At 67.8% G+C, this 23,994-nt stretch carries 19 protein-coding genes and 1 pseudogene; 11 read left to right on the top strand and 9 right to left on the bottom strand.

Annotation, left to right across the window (positions count from 1 at the left end; translation table 11 throughout):
• Positions 1 to 61 precede the first annotated feature (61 nt).
• The 5 genes from ABEA50_RS00545 (at position 62) to ABEA50_RS00525 (ending at position 5,895) form a co-directional block, all read left to right on the top strand.
• A complete protein-coding gene (locus ABEA50_RS00545; RefSeq protein ID WP_345492949.1) occupies positions 62 to 2,605 on the top strand; it encodes an AAA family ATPase in 2,544 nt (847 codons plus the stop codon).
• Positions 2,606 to 2,703: 98 nt separating this feature from the next.
• Positions 2,704 to 3,063, top strand: coding sequence for a hypothetical protein (locus ABEA50_RS00540; protein ID WP_345492948.1), 360 nt, complete (start codon positions 2,704 to 2,706; stop codon positions 3,061 to 3,063).
• A 458-nt stretch (positions 3,064 to 3,521) separates the two neighbouring features.
• Complete coding sequence (locus ABEA50_RS00535) at positions 3,522 to 3,911, top strand: YchJ family protein (protein ID WP_345492947.1); 390 nt, start codon at positions 3,522 to 3,524, stop codon at positions 3,909 to 3,911.
• Complete coding sequence (locus ABEA50_RS00530; RefSeq protein WP_345492946.1) at positions 3,908 to 4,207, top strand: Rdx family protein; 300 nt, start codon at positions 3,908 to 3,910, stop codon at positions 4,205 to 4,207. The genes ABEA50_RS00535 and ABEA50_RS00530 overlap by 4 nt, the downstream gene beginning before the upstream one ends.
• Positions 4,208 to 4,296: 89 nt before the next feature.
• Positions 4,297 to 5,895 carry a carboxylesterase/lipase family protein gene (locus ABEA50_RS00525; protein WP_345492945.1) on the top strand — a complete coding sequence of 533 codons (1,599 nt, stop codon included), beginning with the start codon at positions 4,297 to 4,299 and terminating at the stop codon, positions 5,893 to 5,895.
• 5 nt (positions 5,896 to 5,900) lie between these two features.
• On the opposite strand, the gene ABEA50_RS00520 is transcribed toward ABEA50_RS00525, so the two are convergent.
• The 3 genes from ABEA50_RS00520 to ABEA50_RS00510 all read right to left on the bottom strand — a co-directional run bounded on the left by ABEA50_RS00520 (position 5,901) and on the right by ABEA50_RS00510 (position 9,548).
• Positions 5,901 to 7,262, bottom strand: a complete 1,362-nt coding sequence (locus ABEA50_RS00520) for a cytochrome P450 (protein WP_425577495.1) — start codon at positions 7,260 to 7,262, stop codon at positions 5,901 to 5,903.
• Positions 7,263 to 7,385: 123 nt separating this feature from the next.
• Complete coding sequence (locus ABEA50_RS00515) at positions 7,386 to 8,108, bottom strand: TIGR03089 family protein (protein ID WP_345492943.1); 723 nt, start codon at positions 8,106 to 8,108, stop codon at positions 7,386 to 7,388.
• 3 nt (positions 8,109 to 8,111) lie between these two features.
• Positions 8,112 to 9,548: an LCP family protein gene (locus ABEA50_RS00510; protein ID WP_345492942.1), complete on the bottom strand. Its 1,437-nt coding sequence runs from the start codon at positions 9,546 to 9,548 to the stop codon at positions 8,112 to 8,114.
• A gap of 227 nt (positions 9,549 to 9,775) precedes the next feature.
• Between ABEA50_RS00510 and rfbD the strand changes: the two genes are divergently transcribed.
• The 3 genes and pseudogenes from rfbD (at position 9,776) to manB (ending at position 12,998) form a co-directional block, all read left to right on the top strand.
• A complete protein-coding gene (gene rfbD, locus ABEA50_RS00505) occupies positions 9,776 to 10,645 on the top strand; it encodes a dTDP-4-dehydrorhamnose reductase (protein ID WP_425577557.1) in 870 nt (289 codons plus the stop codon).
• Between the two features lie 333 nt (positions 10,646 to 10,978).
• Positions 10,979 to 11,857: pseudogene (locus ABEA50_RS00500) on the top strand (glycosyltransferase family 2 protein); the annotation flags it as partial.
• Positions 11,858 to 11,918: 61 nt separating this feature from the next.
• Positions 11,919 to 12,998 (top strand): mannose-1-phosphate guanylyltransferase, encoded by a 1,080-nt coding sequence (gene manB / locus ABEA50_RS00495; protein ID WP_345492940.1) that lies wholly within the window; start codon positions 11,919 to 11,921, stop codon positions 12,996 to 12,998.
• Positions 12,999 to 13,029: 31 nt separating this feature from the next.
• Here manB and ABEA50_RS00490 read toward each other — a convergent pair whose 3' ends face one another.
• On the bottom strand, positions 13,030 to 13,737 hold the full coding sequence (locus ABEA50_RS00490; RefSeq protein ID WP_345492939.1) for a response regulator: 708 nt from the start codon (positions 13,735 to 13,737) through the stop codon (positions 13,030 to 13,032).
• Positions 13,734 to 15,260 carry a sensor histidine kinase gene (locus tag ABEA50_RS00485; RefSeq protein WP_345494594.1) on the bottom strand — a complete coding sequence of 509 codons (1,527 nt, stop codon included), beginning with the start codon at positions 15,258 to 15,260 and terminating at the stop codon, positions 13,734 to 13,736. Before ABEA50_RS00485 ends, ABEA50_RS00490 begins: the two co-directional genes overlap by 4 nt.
• A 192-nt stretch (positions 15,261 to 15,452) precedes the next feature.
• Here ABEA50_RS00485 and ABEA50_RS00480 point away from each other — a divergent pair, with 192 nt between their 5' ends.
• On the top strand, positions 15,453 to 16,847 hold the full coding sequence (locus ABEA50_RS00480) for a cation:dicarboxylate symporter family transporter (protein ID WP_345492938.1): 1,395 nt from the start codon (positions 15,453 to 15,455) through the stop codon (positions 16,845 to 16,847).
• Between the two features lie 217 nt (positions 16,848 to 17,064).
• On the opposite strand, the gene ABEA50_RS00475 is transcribed toward ABEA50_RS00480, so the two are convergent.
• Positions 17,065 to 17,481, bottom strand: a complete 417-nt coding sequence (locus tag ABEA50_RS00475) for a DUF4267 domain-containing protein (protein WP_345492937.1) — start codon at positions 17,479 to 17,481, stop codon at positions 17,065 to 17,067.
• Positions 17,482 to 17,584: 103 nt separating this feature from the next.
• On the opposite strand from ABEA50_RS00475, the gene ABEA50_RS00470 reads away from it, so the two are divergent.
• Together ABEA50_RS00470 and ABEA50_RS00465 are read left to right on the top strand one after the other, a co-directional pair.
• Entirely contained in the window at positions 17,585 to 18,190 is a 606-nt protein-coding gene (locus ABEA50_RS00470; protein ID WP_345492936.1) for a TetR/AcrR family transcriptional regulator, read from the top strand.
• Between the two features lie 288 nt (positions 18,191 to 18,478).
• Positions 18,479 to 19,945 carry a phytoene desaturase family protein gene (locus ABEA50_RS00465; RefSeq protein WP_345492934.1) on the top strand — a complete coding sequence of 489 codons (1,467 nt, stop codon included), beginning with the start codon at positions 18,479 to 18,481 and terminating at the stop codon, positions 19,943 to 19,945.
• A gap of 593 nt (positions 19,946 to 20,538) precedes the next feature.
• On the opposite strand, the gene ABEA50_RS00460 is transcribed toward ABEA50_RS00465, so the two are convergent.
• The 3 genes from ABEA50_RS00460 to ABEA50_RS00450 are packed head-to-tail and all read right to left on the bottom strand — an operon-like array spanning position 20,539 to position 23,942.
• On the bottom strand, positions 20,539 to 21,450 hold the full coding sequence (locus ABEA50_RS00460; RefSeq protein WP_345492933.1) for a cation diffusion facilitator family transporter: 912 nt from the start codon (positions 21,448 to 21,450) through the stop codon (positions 20,539 to 20,541).
• A gap of 42 nt (positions 21,451 to 21,492) precedes the next feature.
• Complete coding sequence (gene manA / locus ABEA50_RS00455; protein WP_345492932.1) at positions 21,493 to 22,740, bottom strand: mannose-6-phosphate isomerase, class I; 1,248 nt, start codon at positions 22,738 to 22,740, stop codon at positions 21,493 to 21,495.
• Positions 22,740 to 23,942, bottom strand: a complete 1,203-nt coding sequence (locus tag ABEA50_RS00450; protein ID WP_345492931.1) for a tobH protein — start codon at positions 23,940 to 23,942, stop codon at positions 22,740 to 22,742. The genes manA and ABEA50_RS00450 overlap by 1 nt, the downstream gene beginning before the upstream one ends.
• Positions 23,943 to 23,994 lie beyond the last annotated feature (52 nt).

Raw genomic sequence — 23,994 nt, 5'->3', positions numbered from 1 at the left:
CGTGGTCGCGACACGGTGGGCGATTCGATCACGATCGGGTAGCGTCTGGCACAGTTCGACAATGGTGCCGCGCACGGGGTCGGTCGGCGGGCGCGTCGCGGCTGGCGTGGAGGGGGTTTTCTGGATGCGGCCGGATTCCGAGGTGGCGCCTCGGCTCATCGATGTGGTGACACGGCGGCTCGCGGAGGACTCCTCGGTTACCCCCTCGGTGTCGCGTGCGGTCCTGCGTGCCCTCGGTGGCTCCGAGAGTGATTCGCCGACAACGGAGTTCGAGCAAGCGCCGGCCGCCCGCCTGACCACCGAGACCGGGGTTTTCCTCCAGACCGTCCGGGTACGCGGATTTCGCGGCATCGGGCCCGAGGCGCAGCTGCGGTTGCCGCCGGGACCGGGACTGACCCTCGTGGTCGGCCGTAACGGCAGCGGCAAATCCAGCTTCGCCGAGGCCGCCGAACTCGTGCTCACCGGCGGCAATCGACGCTGGGACGGGCGCTCCTCGGCCTGGCGAGAAGGCTGGCGCAACCTGCACGACGGCGACACCGCGCGGATCGAACTCGAACTGCTCGCGGCGGGTGCCGACTCGCGACTGACCATCGCCAAGGAATGGGAGGCCGACGCCGACCTCGCCGACGCGAACTGGACCGAGCAATACCCGCCCGAGGCGCCGAGCGAATTCGATGTCCAGGCGTGGGCGCCGACCCTGGAGCTCTACCGTCCCTTCCTGTCCTACAGCGAACTCGGCGCGCTGGTCGACGGCAAACCGAGCGACTTGTTCGACGCGCTGCACCAGTTGCTCGGCCTCGACGAGCTCACCGCGGCACAGGAGCGGATCCGCACCCGCCGACTCGATCTGGAACGCGCGGTGCGTGATTCGCGCCAGGAGCGGCTCGAATTGATCGACGCACTCAGTGCGGTGGCCGATGACCGCGCGATCCGAGTGGCCGCGTTGCTGCGTCCCGCCCAACCCGACCTGGTCGCGGTGGGACGCGAAGTACTCGACACCGCCGACGATCCCGCTGGCCCGTCCGGCCTGCGGGCGATCGCGCGGCTGAGCGTGCCGAGCGTCGCCGAGGTCGAGGTGGTCGCCGCGCGGCTCGCGGACGCTGGTGCGGCACGTCGTCGTGGCGCCACCGCCGACGCGGAGGCCGACCTGCGGGTACTCGAATTGTTGCGTCGCGCACGCGATCACCATGCGGCTGGCGGCCCGTGCCCGTGCCCGGTGTGCGGTCGCGGCGAGCTGGACGAGACGTGGGCGCGCGAGACCGACGCCGCGATCATCGCGCTCGCCGCGCGGGTCGACGCGCTCACCACCGCACGATCGGAATTGGCCGACGCGCTGCGCGTGGCGACGGCGCTACCGGATCCTGTTCCGCAGGAACTGGATTGCGAACCGGGCTGCCCACCGGCGGTGGACACCGAGACCGTGCGCGCCGCGTGGTGGGAATGGGCCGAGCTGCGCATGGTCGAGTACTCCGACGACCTGCCCAGTCGCTTCCGGCACACCCATGCGCGCCTGGCCGACGCGCTCGCGCTGTTGCAACAGGGCACCCGCAAGGAACTCGACCGGCTCGACGAGGTGTGGGCTCCGCTGGCGCCGAGGATCAACGAATGGCTTTCCGGTGCAAGAGAAGTCGCGGCGCGCGCACCGGAACTCCGGACCGTCCGGCGCGCGGAGGACTGGCTGAAATCCGCGACGGCCGGTCTGCGCGGGGAGCGAATGGCACCGCTGGAGACGACAGCGCGGTGGGTGTGGCAGTCGCTGCGCCAGCAGAGCAATGTCGAACTCGGCGCGATTCGCCTGCAGGGCAACGCCGGAACCGCGCGAAGGGTGTTGCTCGACGTCACCGTCGACGACGTGGACGGCGCCGCCCTCGGGGTGATGAGCCAGGGCGAATTGCACGCGCTCGGGCTTTCGCTGTTCCTGCCGCGCGCCACCGTGGAGGAGAGCCCTTTCCGCTTCGTGATGATCGACGACCCCGTGCAGGCGATGGACCCGGCGAAGGTGGACGGGTTGGCGATGGTGTTGGCCGCGGTGGCGTGGACACGTCAGGTGGTGGTGTTCACCCACGACGAGCGGTTGGCCGAGGCCGTGCGCAGGATGGAGTTGGACGCCACCGTGCTCGAGGTACAGCGCAGGGATCGTTCGGTGGTGGAGGTGCGGGTATCGAGCGACCCGGTGCGCCGCTATCTCGACGACGCGCGTGCGCTGGTACGCACACCGCAGCTGCCGCACGCCATCGCCGATGAGTTGGTCGCGACGTGCTGTCGTTCGGCCGTGGAGGCGGCGGCTTTGGCACGCGCACGCAGCACGTTGCTCGCCGACGGCATGAATCATCGTGAGGTGCAACGCCGTATCGATGCGGCCAAATCCACCAGGGCCAAAGTCGCGCTCGCGGTCATGGGGGTCGGGGGGAAGGTCGACGACCTCAATAAGAAACTCGTTGCGATGGAAGGGAAATGGGTGGTCGAGGCGTTGCGCGACGCGACGGCGGGAGCGCATGTTCCGATCGGATGCAGCATGCGCGAACTGATCGCCGAGACCGAGGAATTCGTGGCGTGGTTGGCCCGCGAGGCCACCCCACCGTCGGCACGTAGCGCGGCCCGATGAACCGGCGAAGGGGATCGCGCGGTGCGCGGCGTGGACCGGCGCGCGGCCCGGGCGATCACAAGCCCGGTGCTCGTCGGTCTCGGGTCGATCGGCCGTCGGTGGCGGAGCGGTTACACACGGTCGACCTGTTGCTCGCGGGCTCGGTGACCGACGCGGGCGGGTTGTGGTCGCGTGCGACCGCGTGGATCCTGCGGATCGCGCTGGAACAGGCGGTAGACGAGGTGTGGCTGCGCGTCGAGCCGGCGTTGATGCGGTGCCCGATGCGTGCGCAATTGATCGCCCTGCGCACCTTCGCGGGGCAGGACGAGGCGGCGCAGGTAGCGACCCTGTGGGCGGCGCTATCGGGCGCGGCCCACCATCATGATTACGAACTCGCGCCCAGCGTCACCGACCTGCGGCGCTGGCGCGAACAAACGGCGAAGATCGCAGACCGGTTGGCGGCGGTTCCCGCCCGCTGACGCGGTCGACCGCGTCAGCCGCCGAACAGGCCCAGCAGCCCGATTACGCTGCCTACCAGGTTGAACGCATCGCCGATGATGGCCGATCCGGTGCTCAAGACTTCGAGGTTCATGGTTGTGGCTCCTTCTTTCGATTTGTCGGGGCTCGCCGCGTGCGGCTCGAACGAGTGAGTCCGGCGCCTCCCTCAGGTATTCGATGTCTCGCGAGCGACGGATCGCGTTGCCGATGCGCGAATCCGTACGCACCGGCGTGTCGCCGACCGCCACGCGGTGGCGGGCGCTCGGGCGACCCGCCGTGCCGGTGACGTCGACGGGCGAGCAAGACCGGGCCCGATGAGGGCGCGGAGGGTCTCCACGGGCGCGAGGTGGTGTCGACAACTGCTGTCTGTGGCCCGGTGCTGGGTGGGTGAGCGGCCCGCTGTGCCGCCGCCGTCGACGGGCGAGCAAGATCGGGCGTCATGAGTGCAGTGCGACGGTGCCCGTGCGGGCGCGGTGAGGTGTTCGACGACTGCTGCGGGCCGGTGCTGCGTGGTGAGCGGCCCGCCGCGACGGCAGCGGAGTTGATGCGCTCGCGCTACAGCGCGTTCGCCACCGCCGAGCGCGAATACCTGCTGCGCTCTTGGCATCCGAGCACCAGGCCCACACGCCTCGACCTCGACACCGACCTGCGTTGGCTTTTCCTGGAGATCGTCCGCACCGAGCGCGGCGGGCCCTTCGACAGCGACGGCGTGGTCGAGTTCCGCGCGCATTACCGTGACACCACCGGCCGTGGCGAGCTGCACGAGGTCAGTCGCTTCACCCGCAGCGACGGCGCGTGGACGTACCTGGACGGCGTTGTCGAGTCATGACGGTGGGTAGCGTCGACGGCATGGCACGGGTCGCGATCGAGTACTGCACGCAATGTCGGTGGTTGTTGCGGGCCGGGTGGATAGCTCAGGAGCTGTTGAGCACCTTCGGGACGGACCTCGGCGAGGTGGCGCTGGTGCCAGGCCAGGGCGGGGTCTTCCGGATCACCGTCGACGACGTTCAGGTCTGGGAGCGCAAGACCGATGGCGGGTTCCCCGACATCGCCGTGCTGAAGCAGCGGGTGCGCGACCTGGCGGCACCCGAGCGCGATCTCGGCCACGCCGATCGCCGCGACTGAGCCTTCCGGCGCGGCGATCCTCGGTCGACCGGGGCGTTCGCGGCTGATCTTCCACGTACTCTCGTTGAGAGAGGATGAGGAGGTCAGCGATGAGCGTTCAATTCTTCGAGTCGTCGCAGGGGCAGGACGACCTTGCCGATCCGGTCGCCACGACGGTCTACGGGGACGTCCGTGGGCTGCGCGACGGCTCGGTGTTCGGGTGGCGCAGCATCCCGTATGCGGCCGCCCCGGCCGGTGCGTCGCGCTTCGCACGGCCGCGTCCACCCTCGGCGTGGGAGGGCGTGCGCGATTGCACCGAGTTCGGCCAGATCGCGCCGCAAACCATGGGCGACATGGTGCCGGTGGATTCCGACCTGAAAATGGGCGAGGACTGTCTGTGGCTGAACGTGTGGGCGCCGCGCCATGGATTCGGCGCGCGTACCCCCGGCTACGACGGCGGCCACCCGCGACCGGTGATGGTGTGGTTGCACGGCGGTGCGTACTGCCTCGGCACCGCCGCGCAGGAGATCTATAACGGGTGCAAGCTCGCCGCCACCGGCGATGTCGTCGTGGTGTCGGTGAACTACCGGATCGGCGCGCTCGGCTTTCTCGATCTGTCCTCGCTGGGTGCGGACTTCGTGCCCAATCTCGGCCTGCACGACCAGATCGCCGCGCTGGAGTGGGTGCGCGACAATATCGCGGCCTTCGGCGGCGATCCCGGCAATGTGACGCTGTTCGGTGAGTCCTCCGGTGGTGGATGCGTGACGGCATTGCTGACCTCGCCGTACGCGGCCGGTCTGTTCCACAAGGCGATCGCACAGAGCCCGCCCGCGACGACGGTGTTCGGTCAGGAACGCGCGGCCGGTGTGGCACAACGCTTTCTGGAACTGATGGAGCTACCCGCGGCGCGCGCGGGGGAACTGCTCGAATGTCCGATCGACCGAATCACGGCGGCGGCGGGGATTCTGCTGGACGAGATCCCGCTGAAGGAACCGGGTCGGCTCGCCGCGGCACCGGTGGTGGACGGCGATCTGTTGCCGACCTACCCGATCGAGCGATTTCAGCACGGTCGCTCGCATCGGGTGCCGCTGATCATCGGCACGAACAAGGACGAGGCCTCGCTGTTTCGCGTGTTGCGTTCGCCGATCATGCCGGTGACGCCGGACGCGGTGAACGCGATGCTGCGCGATGTCGCTGCCGCGCACCCCGAGTTGTCGCACGAGCGGATCGCCGAAATCACCTCGGCCTACCCGAATCTCGACAAGACCAGGGGCGCGTTGGCGATGTCTACCGACGCGGCCTTCCGCATGCCCGCCCACTGGGTGGCCGATGCGCACGCCGCGCATTCACCCACCTGGGTGTATCGCTTCGACCATGCCACGCCGATGCTGCGCGCCGCCCAGGTCGGTGCCGGGCATGCGACCGAATTGCCCTATGTCTTCGGCAACTTCGGCACGCTGAACCACGACCCGACCTTCTGGCTCGGTGGGCGTAAGGCGGCGATGGAGGTGTCGGGGCGGGTGATGCGGCGCTGGCTTGCTTTCGCCGCGCACAGCGTGCCCGCCGCCATCGACGGGTCGAAACACTGGCCGCCGTATCGTCCCGAGACCCGGAGCACCCTGTTGATCGACGCGGTCGACCACGTGGTGGACGGCCCTGATCTCGAACTGCAGACCGCGTGGGGCGACCAGGCCGTCGGTTTCGGCTAGTGGCGCTAGTGCGTCGCCGCGACGGCCTCGACGCTGCTGCGTCGCCCGAGTCCGACCCGCATGTGCTCGAAACCGTGCAGGGTGAACAGTTTTCGACGTCGCGGTGGTTCGGTGAGGCGCAGATCGGGGAAGTTGTCGAACAGTGCGCGCAGCGCGTAGGTCCCTTCCATCCGTGCCAGGCTCGCGCCCAGACACACGTGCAAGCCGTTGCTGAACGACAGGTGGTCCTTGGCGTTCGGTCGGGCGATGTCGAATCGGTCGGGTTCGTCGAACACCGCGGGGTCCCGGTTGGCGCCCGCGAGCGAGAGTATGACGACGCTGCCCGCGCCCAACGGCACTCCCGCGATCTCCGTATCGGCGTGCGCGATGCGCGCCGTGGTCTGTACGGGTGGGTCGATCCGCAGGATCTCCTCGATGGCATTGGGCCAGAGTTCGGGCTCGGCGCGCAGCCGTGCCAGCTGATCGGGATGGGCCAGTAACTGTGCGACGCCGTTGCCGATCAGGTTGACGGTCGTCTCGAATCCGGCGCCCATCAGCAGGCTCGCGGTGGCCTTGAGCGAGCGATTGTCGAGCTCGCCAGCGCTGACCAGGGTGCTGAGGATGTCGTCGCCGGGACTGCGCCGCAGGTGTGCGATGTGTTCGTCGAGGTAGCCGTCCATCACCTCCATGGCCAGCAGGGCGCGCCGGTAGGTGCGCCAGGAGATGCCGAGGTCGAGCAGCGGGGTCATCCGGTCGCCCCAGGCGAGGAACAGGTTTCTGTCCGAGTTGGGGAAGCCGAGCATCTCGGAGATGATCGCGATCGGCACTTGCGCGGCGAAGTCCTTCATCAGATCGACGGAGCCGCCCGCGGGTAGTTCCCGCAGCAATTGCTCGGTGACCGACTCGACACGCTCGCTCAGTCGGGTGATCGCGCGGGGGGTGAACGCCGAGGCGACCGGCTTGCGCATGCGGGTGTGCTCTGGCGGGTTGATGACGAGCATCGAGGGCGGCTCGACCGGGCTCGGCGGCAGCGGGAACCGCTTGGCGAACCAATCCAGCGCGTTCCCGCTGTCGAAAGTTTGCCGGGGAGGGATGCCGAATGTGCTGTCACGCAGCATTTTCCGGGATATCTTGTGGTCGAAGGTGACGTAGGTCAACGGTGCGCGCACCAGAGGGCCGCTCGTGCGCAACTGTTCGATCAACGGGTACGGATCGTCGAATCCGCGCGGCCCGCCCATCAATTCGGCGAAAACGTCGCCGCGACGTGCCTGAGTGCGCAGTGCCACGCGCGCGACGCCGTGATCGGTGAGCCAGCGCAGCCAGTAGTGCGGCCGCACCCTGCCGAGCGGTCCGCGCTTGCCGTCGAGATGCTTGCCGTCCAGATCCACCGTGTGTCACCACCTGTCTGCTGACCGACACCGTTGTTGGTTCGATCACACCAGCCTACGGTGGGTCGGCGCGGGTGAGAACGGTCTACGGTTGGACCTCGACCGATACCGCGGTAGGAGGCGCTATTCGCGTTGCGCGGTCACCCGTTCGGTCTCGATCCGTCGTTCGCGCTGGTCCGGGTCGGGATTGGCGACCTGCACCAGTGAGGCCCCTGCCGCGAGTACCGCGACGAAACCTTCGATCAGCTCGGTGGGTGTCTCCCACGGCGTGCTCGACAGCACCCGGTCGCTCTCGGAAAATCCTTGGCGCAGAACGGATTTCTTCGCGGCGGCGAGTACCTCGGCCACCGGCATGCCGTCGAGTGCCGCTCCCGCGCCGCCCGGCAGGAACTGATCGCCGTGCACGCGTACGGAGGTGGCGAAATCGGTGACCCCGAGGGGGAGATCGCGCACCGGGGTGCCCATCGCGTCCAAGGACAGCGCGGCTACTTCGCCGACACTCTCGGTCTCGGCCAGTCGATCCGGCGTCGTCAACGCCAGGTGTGCGTCGTCGTCCGGGCCGAGCACCACTTCGGTGCCCGCCCACCAACAGCCGAGCAGCACCGCCGCGGTCTGCCAATGTGCGGGAAGCAGCACGGCGACCCGTGCTCCCGGGGTGAGGCCGAACTCGTCGCGGACCAGGTTGGCGGTCTTGGCCGCCCAGTTCGCCAGGGTCAGCCCGGATAATTCGATCCTGGCGCCGTTGGCGTCGTCGTAGTAGGTGACGCGTGGATTCGCGGGTTCACGCGCGAGGATGGGATCGAGAATCGCTTCGGTCAGGGTGTGGGCCTGGTCGGGGTCACGCATCGTCTAATTCACACATTTCGGTCCGTTCTGGCCCGCGTCGATCGGTGGCGCCGGCGGGACAGGGGTGGCGGCGGAGGTCGAGTTTCCGGACAGATCGAACATGCTACCGGCCGCCGAGCCTGGACCGGAATAGTCGCTCGCCAACACGACGCTGATGGCACCCTCCGGGATCGAATTGTCCGCCATCACGGTGAGCCCGCCGAGCGCCTCGGCCACCGCCGCGGCGTTCGGGTCCGAGCTGTCGGAGGCGAGTACCCGGCTGCTCGAAACGCTCGTACCCGGATAGTTCCCGACCTCGCCCTGCTGGAAACCCTTGCCGCTCAATGCCTGTGCCACGGTGTTCGCGAGTCCGCCGACGCGGCTCGCGTTGTACACGTCCACGGTGACGGTGGCAGGGTCGATGCCGCTGTGCGCGGCCGGGGCGTCATTACTGTGATCCTCCTCGACCAGGGAGGCGACGTACTTCTGCACCGATTTCGGGTCGACCCGCACCACCGATTCGCCGTCGCCCGTCTCGCCGTTGAGGTCGGCGACCGGGATGGTCTCGAACTGCACCTGGCCGCCGGAAAGGTCCTTCAGCTGTTGCAGGAACGCGAGGATGTCCCAATCCTCGTCGAGCACGACGGTGCGCCCGACCGCGTCGCTGAGTTCGCGCAGTTTGCCGGGATTGCTCAGGGTCTGCGCGCTCAATACCTGCTGCACCAACTGCGCCATATAGACCTGCTGGCGCACGATCCGATCGAGGTCGCCGCGCACCAACCCGTGGCGCTGGCGCACGAAACTCAGCGCCTCCGGTCCGCCGAGTCGCTGATTGCCCGCGGGGAAGTCGGCGCCGGACATCGGTTCCTCCACCGCTTCGTTCAGGCACACATCGATACCGCCGACGGCGTCGGTGAGCAGCACGAAGCCGAGCAGGCTCACCTCGGCGTAGTGGTCGACCGAGATACCGGTGAGGTCGGCCACCGATTTGATCAGCGTCTGGCGACCGAACTCGGTGGACTCCTGTTCGGCGTCCCCGGGGGAAATCCCTTGGTTCAGTAGGGTTTCGCGGCGTTTCTCCTTGCTCACCCCGTATGCGGAGTTGATCTTGCCCTCACCCATGCCCGGAATGTCCACGTAGGAATCGCGCGGCAACGAAAGGGCGGTGGCGGATCTGCCGTCATTGGGGATACGCAGCAACACGATGGTGTCGGTATTGGTCCCGACCTCGTCGTCGCCCGCGTGCAACATCGCGCGTTCGTCGTCGGAGAGCGGATTGCCGTGCGCGTCGATGCGGCTGTCCACGCCGACGAGCAGAATGTCGACCGCGCCGTCGCTGCCGCCGCCGAGGCCGAGGTTGCCGATGGTCTCGATATTCGAGACGAGTCCGTCGACGCCGCGCCACGCGAAACCCGTGCACACGAGCACCACCACCGAGACGACGGCCGCAATTACGCGCATCGGACCGAATGTGACAGGATCGCTGTCCACTCCGAAGCGCCGCGACTGCGCCATCGTGCCCCTCCGCTGAGACAACTGTCATCCTCTCGCCGATCCGGGTGTCCCTGTGCCGCGAAAATCACAGACCCCCGTTACTTCTCACTGCTTCTCGAAGGCCCCCTGATCGATCCAGGCTAACCAACCGCTACCGCTACGGACCTCAACCGCAGGTGCCCCGGCGTGCCAGACTGGCCCGCGTGAGCGCCTCCACCGCATTCGACTCCCCCCGCTTGCTCGTCACCGGAGCACGCGGACAGCTCGGCACCGAACTGCTGCGTCTGGCCCCCGACGCGGACGCCTACGGACGTGCGGAACTCGACATCACCGACGCCGACGCGATCCGCGCGGTGATCACTCCGGGCGCCGTCGTGCTCAATTGTGCGGCGTATACCGCGGTAGACCGCGCCGAAACCGAGAAAGGCGCCGCGTTCGCCGTCAATCACACCGGCGCGGCCGTGCTCGCCGAGGTGTGCGCCGAACGTGCGGCCAGGCTGATCCACGTCTCCACCGACTATGTCTTCGACGGCACCGCCGAACGGCCCTACGAGATCACCGACGACACCGCGCCCATGAGCGTCTACGGTGCCTCCAAACTGGCGGGGGAGCGGGCCGTCCTCGGCTCGGGGGCGCACGCGCACATCGTCCGCACCGCGTGGGTGTACACCGGGCGCGCAGCGGATTTCGTCGCGACCATGCGGCGCCTGGAACGCGAGCGCGACACCGTCGACGTGGTCGATGACCAGCTCGGCGCTCCCACCTACGCCGCCGACCTCGCTGCCGGACTGTTGGAACTGGCCGCCACCCCCGCGGCGCCGTCTGTCCTGCACGCCACCAACGCGGGCCAGGCCACCTGGTTCGAGCTCGCGCGCGCGGTGTTCGACGGTGTCGGCGCCGACCAGCAGCGCGTGCGCCCGTGTGACTCGTCCGCCTTTCCCCGTCCCGCGCGCCGTCCCGCGTATTCCGTGCTCTCCCACCGCAGCTGGGCCGAGGCGGGACTCACCCCACTGCGTCCGTGGCGGGCGGCGTTGTCGGAGGCGCTGGTCCGCACCGCCGACTGAGCGCGCGGCACGGTCGGACTAGGCTCCGCGGGTGTGAGTGAGCGCAGCCAGCCAACGAACGACGACGCACCGACGCACGACGACGGGGCGATCGAGCACACAGCTTCCGAGAACACCGCGTCGGGCAGCACCGCGTCGGGCAAGACAGCGTCGGGCAGCTCCGCGTCGGGCAAGACAGCGTCGGGCAGCACCGCGTCGGGCAAGACAGCGTCGGACAGCACCGCGTCCGGCGAGACAGCGTCGGACAGCACCGCGTCCGGCGAGACAGCGTCGGACAGCACCGCGTCGACGGGCACGGCATCGGAAAACACAGCTTCCGCGAACGAGGTACCGGCGAAACTAGCCGTCGTCACGGTGACCTATTCACCCGGCGAACACCTCGAGCACTTCATCACCACCCTCACCACCGCGACCACCGAGAAGCCGCAGGTGATCCTCGCCGACAACGGTTCGGTCGACGGCACCCCCGAGCTCGCCGCGGAAGCCAATTCGCATGTCCGGCTGCTGCGGACCGGCGGAAACATCGGCTACGGCGGTGCGATCAACCGCGCGGTCACCGAGATCGACCCCACCCTCGAATTCGTCCTGATCGCCAACCCCGACGTGCGCTGGGGCACCGACTCCATCGACCAATTGCTCGCCGCCGCGCGCCGCTGGCCCAGGGCCGGCGCGCTCGGACCGAAGGTGCTGGAACCGGACGGCAGCCTCTACCCCTCGGCTCGCCAGGTCCCCGGCCTGCTCGACGGCGCGGGCCACGCCATCCTCGGCATGGTCTGGAAGTCGAACCCGTGGACGCGCAGGTACCGGCAGGAAAACGAGGAGATCTCCGAACGGGCTGTCGGCTGGCTGTCGGGCTCGTGTCTGCTGGTGCGCCGCGCCGCGTTCGACTCGATCGAGGGCTTCGACTCGCGCTACTTCATGTACATGGAAGACGTCGACTTCGGCGACCGGATGGGTAAGGCGGGCTGGCACAACGTGTTCGTGCCGGATGCCGAGGTCACCCATGCCAAGGGGCATGCGGCGGGTCGCCACCCGGAGACGATGCTGCCCGCCCATCACGCGAGTGCCTACCGTTTCCAGGCCGACCGGCATCCGCACTGGTGGCAGGCACCATTGCGGGTCGCGCTTCGGCTCGGACTTGCGGTGCGTTGCCGGATTGCGGTTCGATCTGCGCTGCGTGAACAAGCACGGGGCGACCAAGCCGCTAGGTGAACCTGTCACCGGCTCTCGGGCACGCGCGATAAGTCAACCCAGGTGAACATAGGGGAGCGTGATGGCAGGGAATGCGGACACCGATGCGGTGATCCTGGTCGGTGGGCAAGGTACGCGGCTGCGGCCGTTGACGTTGTCGGCCCCCAAGCCGATGTTGCCGACGGCGGGTCTGCCCTTCCTGACCCATCTGCTCGCCCGGATCGCCGCGGCGGGAATCACTCACGTCGTGCTCGGCACCTCGTTCAAGGCGGAGGTGTTCGAGGAACACTTCGGTGACGGCTCGGATCTGGGCTTGGAGCTGGAATATGTCACCGAGACCGAACCACTCGGCACCGGCGGCGGCATCCGCAATGTGTTGCCCAAGCTGCGCGCCGACAATGTGATGGTGTTCAACGGTGACGTACTCGGCGGCACCGATCTCGGCGAGGTGCTCGGGACCCACGAATCGAGCAACGCCGACGTGACGTTGCATCTGGTCCGGGTCAGCGACCCGCGCGCCTTCGGCTGCGTGCCCACCGATGCCGACGGCCGTGTGACGGCGTTCCTGGAGAAGACCCAGGATCCGCCGACCGATCAGATCAACGCCGGGTGCTACGTATTCCGCCGGGAATACATCGAGAAGATTCCCTCGGGCCGTCCGGTGTCGGTGGAGCGTGAGGTGTTTCCCGCGCTGTTGGCCGAGGGCGCGCACATCCAGGGACACGTCGATACCTCGTACTGGCGTGACATGGGCACCCCCGAGGACTTCGTGCGTGGCTCGGCTGACCTGGTGCGCGGTATCGCGCCCTCACCGGCCTTGCCGGGGCAGCGTGGTGAGTCGCTGGTGCACGCGGGTGCCGGGGTGGCGCCGGGCGCGTTGCTGATCGGTGGCACGGTCGTCGGTCGCGGCGCCGAGGTCGGTGCGGGTGCGCGCTTGGACGGCGCGGTCCTGTTCGACGGTGCGGTGGTCGAGGCGGGTGCGACGGTGGAACGCTCGATTATCGGGTTCGGCGCGATCATCGGTCCGCGTGCCCTGGTGCGCGACGGCGTGATCGGTGACGGCGCGCGGGTCGGCGCCCGCTGTGAGTTGTTGCGCGGCGCGCGGGTGTGGCCCGGCGTCGAGATCCCCGACGGCGGCATCCGCTTCTCCACCGACGTCTGAGGCGCGCGCACATCTGAGGCACACAGCCGAATCAGTTGGCGTGCTTGGTCTTCCAGAGATACCGCGTTTTCGGTCGGCCCGCGCGCCCGTAGTCCGAGCGTCGAGTGACCAGACCGTCCTCGGCCAATTTCTCCAGGTAGCGCCACGCGGTGATGCGCGAGACGCCCACATTGGTCGCGGTGTCGGCCGCGGTGACGCCTTCGGGTGCGGCGCGGACGGCGCGGGAGATTTCGTCGAGGGTCTGCGGCGCCACGCCCTTGGGGGTCGAGGCGCGCAGATCGGTGGTGCGCAGGGCGCTGAGCGCGCGGTCGATCTCGTGCTGGGAGACCGTGGTGTCGTTGTTCGACGGCAGCGAGGCGCGGAACTCGCGATAGTGGTCGAGCTTGTCGCGAAATGCCGCGAAGGTGAACGGCTTCAGGAGATACAGCACCACGCCGTGCGCGACCGCGGTGCGCACCATCGCCACATCGCGGGCGGAGGTGATCGCGATGACGTCGGGGCTCGGCGTGACCCCGGTCAGCGCCGCGGCCACTTCCAACCCGCTGGTGTCGGGCAGTCCGAGGTCCATGAGCACCAGGTCGATCGGTGTGCCGTAGGCGGCGGCGTCGGCGACCGCGCGCATCGCCGCGCGCCCGGAGTGTGCGATACCCACCGGGACGAATCCCGTGACGCGCTGGACGTATGTGCGATGCGCCTCGGCGATGAGTGGCTCGTCTTCGACTATCAGCACCCGGATCATGTGTATTCCTTTCGCGGAATCGTTACGGTTACCGCGCTTTCGGGGTTCCGTTCGGTTCGAATCGTTCCCCCGTGTCTGTCGACCAGTCGGTGCACCAGCGCCAAGCCGAGCCCGAAGTGGTCGGCCTTGGTCGAATAGCCGCGCTGGGCGGCGATTTCGAATGCCTCCTCCGACATGCCTGGCCCACTGTCGGCGACCCGCACCTGCAAGGTCGCGGTCTGGTTATCGCTCGTCTCGGTCGAATTCTCGTGTCGCACGGTCACTTCCACCCACCCCGCCGAGCTGTCGTCGGTCGCGGACGCGGCGTCGATCGCGTTGTCGATGACGTTGCCGACCAGCGTCACTGTCTCGTGCGCCGAGAGCGGCGCGGTCGATTCGAGTGCCGTGTCGTCGGTGACGGTGAGTTCGATGCCGCGCTCGCTGGCCTGATTCACCTTGCCGAGCAGCAGCGCCGCCAATGACGGTGAGCCGACGGTACTGAGCAGACGGTCGATCAGCGATTGGGACAGTTGCAGCTCCGCGGTCGCGAAGGCGACGGCCTCCTGATAGCGGCCGAGCTCGACCATGGTGACCACGGTGTGCAGCCGGTTGGCCGACTCGTGTGCCTGGGCACGCAGCGATTCGGCGAAACTGCGTACGGAGTCGAGTTCGCCCATCACCGCACGCAATTCGGTGTGGTCGCGGATCGTCATCACGGTCCCGATCTGACGTCCCGACCAGGTGACCACATCCTGGTTGATCAGCAGGATCCGATCGTTGGTCACGTGTGTCTCGTCGCGGACCTTGCCCCAGCTCATCCGCTGCATGGACAGCGGAAGGTCACCGCGGCCGATGGCGCCGGGTGGCAGATCGAGCAGTCGGCGTGCCTCGTCGTTGACCACCTCGGCATGCAGACCCGAGGGGCCGAAGACCAGCAGTCCTTCGTGGATCGAGTGCAGTACCGCATCGTGGTGCTCGTACATCACCCGTAACTCGTCCGGCGCGAGGCCGTGGGTCTGGCGGCGCAGCCTGCGACTGAGCAGAAACGATCCGATCGAGGCGAGGACGAGCCCACCCAGCGCGGCGGCGAAGATCGCGGGCACCTGGGACGACAGCTCGGTGCTGATCTTGGCCCTGGTCACCCCGGCGGAGACGAGCGCGACGATGTTGCCCTGCTCGTCGTGGACGGGGGTGACCGCCCGAATCGACGGACCGAGTGTGCCGGTGAAGGTTTCGGTGAAAGTCTCACCGGCACGGGCCCTGTCGATATTGCCGGTGAACTTCTCCCCGATCCGTTCGGGCGTGGTGTGGGTGTAGCGGGTGCGATCGGGTGCCATCACGACGATGAAATCCATCCCGGTGTCCGCGCGGATATGCTCGGTCACCGGTTGCAGGACGGCGGTGGGATCGGGGGTGCGCAGGGCGTCGACGACAAAGGGGGACTCGGCGATGCTCACCGCGACGTCGGTCACTTCCCTGGTGGTCATCACGTCGTTGTCGTGGCGGGCGTCGAGCACCGCCAGGACAACGCCGGTGGCGATCATCACCGCCAGCACGATCAGTTGCAGGGCGAATGCCTGACCGGCCAGGGATAGCCGACCGCGTCTCACTAGCTGTGTCCTCCGACTGAACGATATGCACCAAACATCGACCCGGCCTCGCCCGGTCGACCAGTATTCTGCCTGGGAGCGTGAGCCAGCTCACGCCGGGCACCACTCGGAGGGCATTATCCGGTCATGACCAACTCAACACCACAGCGCCGCGACCGCACGCACTGGCTGTACATTGCGGTCATAATCGCCGTGGTAGCAGGCATTCTCGTCGGTTGGCTCGCTCCGGGCGTCGGAGAATCCTTCGCGCCACTGGGGACCATGTTCGTCAATCTGATCAAGATGATGATCGCGCCCGTCATTTTCTGCACCATCGTGCTCGGTATCGGTTCGGTGCGCGCAGCGGCGACCGTCGGCAAGGTCGGTGGTCTGGCCATCGGGTACTTCCTGGTGATGTCGACCGTGGCGTTGGCCATCGGCATTCTCGTCGGCAATCTGTTGCAGCCGGGGACCGGTCTGGATGTGGGCGCTACCGCGGACGCGGGACAGGGCTTGGCCAAGACCGCGAGCGAGGCCGGTGGGGCCTGGGATGTGGTGCTGAACATCATCCCGGACACGCTGGTGTCGTCGCTGACCCAGGGGGAGGTGCTACCAGCGCTGTTCGTCGCGTTGCTCGTCGGGTTCGCGGTGCAGATGATGGGTGCCACGGGTGAGCCGGTGCTGCGTGCGATCTCGGTGATCCAGAAGCTCGTGTTCCGCATCCTGTCGATGATCCTCTGGCTCGCCCCGATCGGCGCGTTCGGCGCGATCGCGAACGTGGTGGGGCGCACCGGTTTGGACGCGGTGGTGAAGCTGGGCACGCTGATGCTGGCGTTCTACCTGACCTGCCTGGTGTTCATCTTCGGTGTGCTCGGTGTGCTGCTGTGGAGCGCGGCACGCGTGTCGATCTTCAAGCTGGTGCGGTACCTGGCGCGCGAGTTCCTGCTGATCGTGGCGACCTCGTCGTCGGAGTCGGCGCTGCCGCGGTTGATCGCGAAGATGGAGCACGTCGGCGTCGACCGCACGACCGTGGGAGTCGTTGTCCCCACGGGGTATTCGTTCAACCTGGACGGCACGGCCATCTACCTGACGATGGCATCGATCTTCATCGCCGACGCGCTGGACAAGCCGCTCGCGCTCGGTGAGCAGATCGGGTTGCTGGTGTTCATGGTCGTGGCCTCCAAGGGGGCCGCGGGTGTCACCGGCGCCGGTTTGGCGACCTTGGCCGGTGGTTTGCAGAGTCACCGACCGGAATTGCTCGACGGTGTCGGTTTGATCGTCGGCATCGACCGGTTCATGTCGGAGGCGAGAGCGCTGACGAACTTCGCGGGCAACGCCGTCGCGACCGTCCTGATCGGGACCTGGACCTCCACCATCGACGCCGAGCGGGTACGTGCGGTGCTTTCGCGTGAGTTGCCGTTCGACGAGCGGACGATGGTCGACGACGGGCATGGACCGCAACCGGAGGAGTCGAGCGAGCCGGTCACCCCCACGAAGCTCGACGGTGACGATCCGAGCACCGAATCTCTGGTGCGCACGTGATCGGTGATCACGGCCGGCGAGGGTGTGGGCCGGGCCGCTCGGCGACAACGCACGGGGTCCCAGCTCCAGTCTGATCATGCGTGGGGAGTCGTGGCGCATCCGTCGAACCATCGTGCGTCGAGCTGGTCGAGATCACCAGGACCTGGGCGGTTTCGGGTGATGACGCCGGATCCTGGTGATCTTGGTGGCTGTGATTGGTGCAGCGGTGGCTCCAGTGTCAAGAGTTGGCGAGAGCGGATTGTGGCGTGGCTGCGGTCTTGTGTTCGCGAAGGAGCAGGGTGCCGGTAAGGGCCACCAGTACGGCGGTGACGCCGTGGATGCCGAAAGCCGCTGCGGGCGAGCCGTTCCAGCTCAGGACGGTGATCATGTCGCCGATCGGAATGAGGGCGATGACCAGGGTGAGAATGCCGAGGGCATAACGCTGTCGTGCGGCCAGGAGTGCCAGGATCGCAATCCCGGAGACGGTGTCGCGCACGCCTTTCAGGTTCATGAACGCGACGGCGTCGCCCGTCGGCCATTCGGGCAGGCCGAAGCCGGTGGCGGTGGTTTCGGGGGCGATCAGATAGCTGAGGCCGATGTAGAGGATGAACACCGCGCCGAGCAGCGCGAGGGCGGTGGCGATGCGTGTGGTCATTGCGGTACTCCTGGAGATATCCAATATTCTAGCGGCGCTAGAATATGTGATAGACGGTAGCCGGTGTGGGCCCGGCTTGTCTAGCGCTGCTAGAATTTCCGAGATGAGTACGAGCCAGCGCAAGGAACGTGAGCGTGCCGAACGGCACCAGCGGATCATCGATGCGGCGCGGGAACTCGCCGAAGCGGATGGTTGGGATGCGGTGACCGTGCGGCGCCTCGCCGATCGGATCGAATACAGCCAGCCCGTGCTCTACAGCCACTTCACGGGAAAGGCCGCCATCATCTCCGCCGTCGCGGAGCAGGGCATCGCGGATCTCACCGTGCACCTGCGCCGCGCCAATGCCGCCTCGGACAGTCCTGTCGCGGTGATGGACGCGGTCAGCAGGGCCTACCTCGGCTTCGCCGCCGACAACCCAGCCCGCTACGACGCGATGTTCCTGATGTCCAACGGGCTGGTCTTCGGAGTGGACGCACCACAAACCCTGCGTGACGCTTTCGGTGAACTGGAGGCCATGTTTCGACCCTTCGTCACGGATCCGGACGACCTCGGTGCGCACACCGAGGTCGCATGGAGTGCCATGCACGGCCTCGCCACGCTCGAGCGCACGGGACGGCTACGCCCCGAACTCCGCGAGCGTCGACTGGAATTGCTGGTCGACGAATGGCTGGCCGCCGTCGGCGCGCAGCGCCGAGAACCTGGCAAGTAGGGGTGGCGCGCTCGCGAGCTTCGGCGCACGATCACGGCCGGTTGATGCCAGGAGCGCATGTGTGGATGTGCGCCCTTGGAGCCGGTGGGGCATTCTGGGCGGCGAGTCCGTAACCGGCTGAGTGAGCTCAGGAGCCCGTGTGGGGTACGGGATTCCGGCGCGCACCCGATGAGCAGTGGTGCTCCGTGTCGAGGTGGGATCGTGTCGCCGTTGGACCCGCCATGGGGTTCGCCGATCGTGTCCTGGTATGGCAATGCTCTGTGATCCAGCGCCCGGTAGCGTGGAGTGATGGCTGACGTTGTGGTGGTCGGATCGGGGCCGAACGGTCTCGCCGCCGCGGTAACCTGCGCGAAGGCGGGCCTGTCGGTGGAGGTGTACGAAGCCGAGCCGACGATCGGTGGGGGATCGCGCACCGCCGAGCTCACCCTGCCCGGATATCACCACGACGTGTGTGCCGGAGCTCATCCGATGGCGTTGGCGTCACCATTCTTTCGCGCTTTCGATCTCGCCGCGCACGGCGTCGAACTCCTCGCACCGGCGGCGTCCTACGCCCACCCGATCGACGGCGGCATCGCGGGAGTGGCCTGGCGCGACCTGGAGCGCACGGTCGAGGGACTCGGCCGCGACGGTGCCACGTGGCGTTCGCTGTTCGCGCCGCTGGTGCGCGAGTGGCGCGGCGTCGTGGACGTCGCGATGTCGGATCTGCGACGCTTGCCCGCCAATCCGGTGACCGCGGCGCGCTTCGGGTTGCGCGTCTTCGAACAGGGAACCCGACTGTGGAACACCAGGTTTCGAGAGGACCTCGCTCCGGCACTGCTGACGGGTGTCGCCACCCACGCGATCACCCCGCCGCGAGCACTGCCCGCCGCGGGCGCGGGCATTCTGCTCGCCACCCTGGCGCACGCGGGCGGCTGGGTGATCCCCCGTGGCGGCAGTCAAGCCATCCCCGACGCGCTCACCGCCGAACTGCGCCGACTCGGCGGGCGCGTGCACACCGACCACCGCGTCGAGTCGCTGGACGAATTCCGCAGCACGCGTGCGGTGGTGCTCGATCTCGCACCGGCCGCGCTGCTTCGCCTCGCGGGGGAGCGCTTGCCGGATCGCTACACCAAGCAGCTCGAGCGCTTTCGGTACGGCGGCGCCGCGTGCAAGGTCGACTTCGCGCTGTCGGGGCCGGTGCCGTGGCGGGCCGAGGGTTGCGACCAAGCGGGAACGGTGCACGTGGTCGGCACTCGCGCCGAGGCGATGACCGCCGAACGCGCTGTCGCCGCGGGTGCGCACGCCGAGCGGCCATACCTGTTGACGATCCAACCGGGCGTCGTCGACGCGAGCCGCGCTCCCGAAGGCAAACACACCTTCTACGCATACGCGCACGTCCCCAACGGATCGACCCGCGACATCAGCGAATCCGTGATCGCTCAGATCGAGCGCTTCGCTCCGGGATTTCGCGACCTGATCCTGGCCACCCACGTCACCACCGCTGCCGAGATGCCTACGCACAACGCCAATTACGTCGGCGGCGATATCTCGGCGGGTGCGATGACCCTGCGCCAGTTCGCCTTCCGCCCCGCCCCCCGCTGGAACCCCTACGCCACACCACTTCCCGGCGTCTACCTCGGCTCCCAATCGACACCACCGGGCCCCGGTGTGCACGGCATGTCCGGCCTGCACGCCGCCCGACACGTCCTGCGTGAGCGTTTCGGCATCACCACCGATCCCCTGGAACTCCTCCGCGCACAGGGTGACTCGCGATAGCGACCCGAGGGTAGCGGCGTCGGCGACGGGAGGCCCTTCCCGGCCATCGGTCGCGAATTCGAGGAGTGGACCCGTAACGAGTAGCTCTTGCTCGGCGCCGCACAACACGTCGCTCTCGGTCCGGCCGATGGTCCCCGCAGCGGTCAGCGGGCAGGCACGCTGGCGCTGCGTAGCCGGGTGAACCCGATGTGCGGACCGGTTAGCTCGCGATTGTCGATGGCGGGTGCGCTAAACACGTGGTTTCGGTTGACGGAAGCACACAGGCGACACCGGCACATTCGGGTGTCGTGTGGACGCCACCGCGCGGTCGGGGTGAAGGCACGTCGACTTCGCACCGGTACGCTGCTCGAGCGTTGAACAGGCTTGTTCGACAAGTCATTTCGGTGCTGGTCCAGTCCGGATCCGGCTGAAGGTGTGGAGCACGGGTTTCGTTCCTCAGCCGGTACGGTCGTGCGTTTCGACCAAGGCTTGGCCGCTCGAGGGGCCCGTGCGCGGCGGGCTCAACCGTGAGAGGGATGGGTCGGCGGGCCGACGCAGATCACGCGTCGAGCGTAACGTGCCCGCGAGGACACCGATTCACCACAGCGCCCGGCTTACCCCCGGTAGAGGTCGGGCTCCAGGTAGATGATGCGAGCCGCCGGAACCGCCGCGCGCACGCGTTCTTCCGAAGCGTCGATCGCCGCGGCGATATCGGCGATCTCCAGATCCGCCACCACGCCGATCTTGGCGGCCACCAACATTTCTTCCGGGCCGAGATACTGGGTCTTGAGGTGGATCACGCGGTCGATCTTGGTGCCGTCCACCAGGTTCTGTTGGATCGCGCGGTTCTCCTCCGGTGTCGCACCCTCGCCGATCAACAGGCTCTGCATCTCCACGATCAACACGATCGCGATCACGCCGAGCAGTGCGCCGATCGCCAGTGTGCCGATGCCGTCCCACACCGGATTGCCGGTGAGCACGGTCAAACCGACACCGAGCAGCGCGAACACCAGGCCGATCAGCGCGCCGGTATCCTCCAACAGCACCACAGGCAGTTCGGGGCTGCGCGAATTGCGAATGAACCGCCACCAACTCGCGTTGCCCTTGAGCGGCTTGGATTCGCGCATCGCGGTCAGGAAGCTGTAGGACTCCAGTGCGATCGCGAGAACGAGGATCACCACCGCCACGATCGGCGAACTCAGATCCTCGGGGTGTTGAATCTTGTGGATACCTTCGTAGATGGCATATCCGGAGCCGAGTGTGAACAGCACCAGCGCGACAACGAAGGAATAGAAGTACCGATTGCGCGCGTACCCGAACGGGTGCAGCTCATCGGCCTCCTGCGCCGCGCGCTGCTGGCCGAGCAGCAGCAACCCCTGGTTGCCGGTGTCGGCGACGGAGTGCACGCCTTCGGCGAGCATGGAGCCCGAGCCGGTGATCGCGGCACCGATGAACTTCGCTACCGCGATACCGGCATTCGCCGACAACGCGGCGATGATCGCCTTCTTGCCACCACCAGCCGACATGTCGCGGGTGCCCCTTTGTCTCGATGACCGTTGCGGCTCAATCTATCTTGTCGAACCAGACAGTTCCGACGCAGGCACCGATGCGACACACGCGCAGAACAACTGGGCGTCGCCGTCGACGGTCTGCGCCCGAATGTCACTGTCGGCCGCGGAGATCCACGCCGCGCCGCCGCGTGCGAGTTCGAGTTGCTCGCCCGCGCGCAGCAAGCGCACCGACCCCGAGGTGCACAGCACGATGCCCGGCCCCGCCGAGGTCAACGGCACCTGTCCGGAACCCGCGGTGAGATCGAACCGGCGCAGCGCGAATTCCGGTGCGGGGGTGCGGTAACGCACCGAGCCGTCGCCCGACGGTTCGGCCAGCACCACCGGCAGCTCGATCGGCTCGAAGTCCAGTACCCGCAACAGCTCAGGCACATCCACGTGTTTGGGGGTGAGCCCGCCGCGTAACACGTTGTCGGAGTTGGCCATCACCTCCACGCAGAGGCCGTGTAGATAGGCGTGCAGATTCCCGGCGGCGAGGAACAGCGCCTGGCCGGGTTGCAGGGTGAGGCGGTTCAGCAGCAGCGCCGCGAGCACTCCCGCGTCGCCGGGGTAGGCCTCGGCGAGTTCGAGCGCGGTGCGTGCTTCGGCGCCGAACTCGTGCGGGCCTTTGCGCGAGAGGTAGCGCACGCAGCCGTCGAGCACCGAGGGCAGCAGCACGGAGAGCACATTCTGTGGCAGCGTGATCCAGCTGGTGAACAGGGTGCGTAGACCATCGGAATCAGGTTGGGCGGCAAGCAGATCCGCATAGAACGCGAGACCGTCGACGTCCAGTGCGCGCAAGAGTGCCACGGTCCGCTCCGGTGTACGGAACCCCGCGAGCGCCTCGAATCGCTCCAGCGCGACCACCAGTTCCGGCTTGTGGTTGCTGTCGCGATAGTTGCGCATCGGCGATTCCAGCGGCACCTTCGAACGGTTCTCCCGTTCGAATCCCGCTCGTGCCTGTTCGGCGCTGGGATGCGCTTGCAGCGACAGTGGCTCGTCGGCGGCGAGCACCTTCAACAGGAACGGCAGCTTGTCATCGAAGTGGTCTGCCGCGCCGCCGAGTTCGCGCGCCGGATCGGTGGCGATGAGGTCGAGCAATGACAGATCGTGCTCGCCGATGCGGACATGCGCGGGATCGGCGGGGTGCGCACCGAACCACAATTCGGCCTCGGGGTGCACCGAGGGAACCGGACGACCGCGCAGCTGAGCGAGTGCGGTACGCGACCCCCAGGCATACGAACGTAACGCACCAACGAGTTCGAGCACTAGTAATTGCCCCCGTACTGCGCCTGCTCCCCTGGGGTGGCGGCGCGCGACCCGATCAACCGCAGGTACGCGGCGGCCATCTCCATGCGCAGTGCGAGCACCGCGAGTTGTTCCAGCTCACTGCTCTGACTCTGCGGTTGCTGTTCCTGCCGAGGTGGTGGCGGCAACTCGGGGTCGGTGAGGCCGGTATGTAGCAGGTCGACGTCGGCATTCACCAGATCGGCGTCGACCAGCCCCGAACCGGGTCCGCCGAACACCGCGAGCCTGCGTCGCGCCGCGGCCTGGTCGTGGTCGGCGCTCAACACCAGTACGCGCACGCGTTCCACCGGTACCGGGCCGTCGAGTTCCTCATCGTGGAACATCGGATCGAAATCGGGGGCGGATTCGCCTGCGGCCTCGACGATTCGAGCCTGCGCCGCGACGGCCTCGGCCAGATCCACCGCGGTGGCGACCCGGCCGCACGACTGCAACAACACCTCGGCGCCGTGCTCGGCGAGTTCGAGTGCCGCGGGTGAATCACCGGCGAGTACCACGCCGCGCTGTTGCATGCGCGCCGCCAGCGTCTTGGCCGGATTGCGGAAGATCTCGTTCTGCGGGCCGTCGCGCAGGGCCTCGGCATCGAGCAGGTCCGCCAACTGGACGAGGTCGGGCACAGCGGCGCCGGTACGTGCGGGATCAACCGTGCGCAGCACCGCGATGCCGATCGCGAGAAAGCGCAGCAGCCGGTTGTGATCGAGGACGGGGACCCTCGGTTCGAGCAATGCGGCGCGACCGGCCGCCGCGGCCCGCAGCGGGCCTTCCAGCGGCGTCGCGACGACCACTTCGGCGCCGCGCTGGCGTGACCTGGCGACCGCGTCGATCAGTCGGGGGTCGCCGGCGTCGTCACCGGCGACGAGGACGACGTCGAGGGGGCCGACCCATGGCGGTAGCGCGGCCACGGTCACGATCGGTAGGCCGGCCCGGTCGCCGAGCGCGGCGACCAATAGCCGCGCCGCGCGCGTGGCCCGTCCCGAGCCGGTCACCAGCACCACGCTGCGTGGTCGGAGATCGGCGAGTGCGGCAAGGACTTGTTCGTCGACGGCGGCCGCGGTGGCGCGGACCTGCGCACCACCGGAAGCGGCCGAACGTAGGACGCCGCCGACGTCGGCGGCTTCGAGTGAAGCGGCATCATCGAGGTCGAGCACCGGTGTTCCAGCGATCATCGGGTGTCCCACCTCCCCTCATCGCGCTGTGTCGTTTCCGCCCCTACCCCCG

The sequence above is a fragment of the Nocardia callitridis genome, assembly GCF_039543305.1.
Lineage (GTDB): Bacteria > Actinomycetota > Actinomycetes > Mycobacteriales > Mycobacteriaceae > Nocardia > Nocardia callitridis.
Note: the sequence above shows the minus strand (reverse complement) of the source record. Positions and strands in the feature narration are given on the sequence as shown.

Coding starts and splice junctions, on each gene's coding strand:
- ABEA50_RS00545 (WP_345492949.1), top strand. CDS start 62: ATGGTGCCGCGCACGGGGTCGGTCGGCGGGCGCGTCGCGGCTGGCGTG.
- ABEA50_RS00535 (WP_345492947.1), top strand. CDS start 3,522: ATGAGTGCAGTGCGACGGTGCCCGTGCGGGCGCGGTGAGGTGTTCGAC.
- ABEA50_RS00530 (WP_345492946.1), top strand. CDS start 3,908: ATGACGGTGGGTAGCGTCGACGGCATGGCACGGGTCGCGATCGAGTAC.
- ABEA50_RS00525 (WP_345492945.1), top strand. CDS start 4,297: ATGAGCGTTCAATTCTTCGAGTCGTCGCAGGGGCAGGACGACCTTGCC.
- ABEA50_RS00515 (WP_345492943.1), bottom strand. CDS start 8,108: ATGCGTGACCCCGACCAGGCCCACACCCTGACCGAAGCGATTCTCGAT.
- ABEA50_RS00510 (WP_345492942.1), bottom strand. CDS start 9,548: ATGCGCGTAATTGCGGCCGTCGTCTCGGTGGTGGTGCTCGTGTGCACG.
- manB (WP_345492940.1), top strand. CDS start 11,919: ATGGCAGGGAATGCGGACACCGATGCGGTGATCCTGGTCGGTGGGCAA.
- ABEA50_RS00490 (WP_345492939.1), bottom strand. CDS start 13,737: ATGATCCGGGTGCTGATAGTCGAAGACGAGCCACTCATCGCCGAGGCG.
- ABEA50_RS00485 (WP_345494594.1), bottom strand. CDS start 15,260: ATGATCGCCACCGGCGTTGTCCTGGCGGTGCTCGACGCCCGCCACGAC.
- ABEA50_RS00480 (WP_345492938.1), top strand. CDS start 15,453: ATGACCAACTCAACACCACAGCGCCGCGACCGCACGCACTGGCTGTAC.
- ABEA50_RS00475 (WP_345492937.1), bottom strand. CDS start 17,481: ATGACCACACGCATCGCCACCGCCCTCGCGCTGCTCGGCGCGGTGTTC.
- ABEA50_RS00470 (WP_345492936.1), top strand. CDS start 17,585: ATGAGTACGAGCCAGCGCAAGGAACGTGAGCGTGCCGAACGGCACCAG.
- ABEA50_RS00465 (WP_345492934.1), top strand. CDS start 18,479: ATGGCTGACGTTGTGGTGGTCGGATCGGGGCCGAACGGTCTCGCCGCC.
- ABEA50_RS00460 (WP_345492933.1), bottom strand. CDS start 21,450: ATGTCGGCTGGTGGTGGCAAGAAGGCGATCATCGCCGCGTTGTCGGCG.
- ABEA50_RS00450 (WP_345492931.1), bottom strand. CDS start 23,942: ATGATCGCTGGAACACCGGTGCTCGACCTCGATGATGCCGCTTCACTC.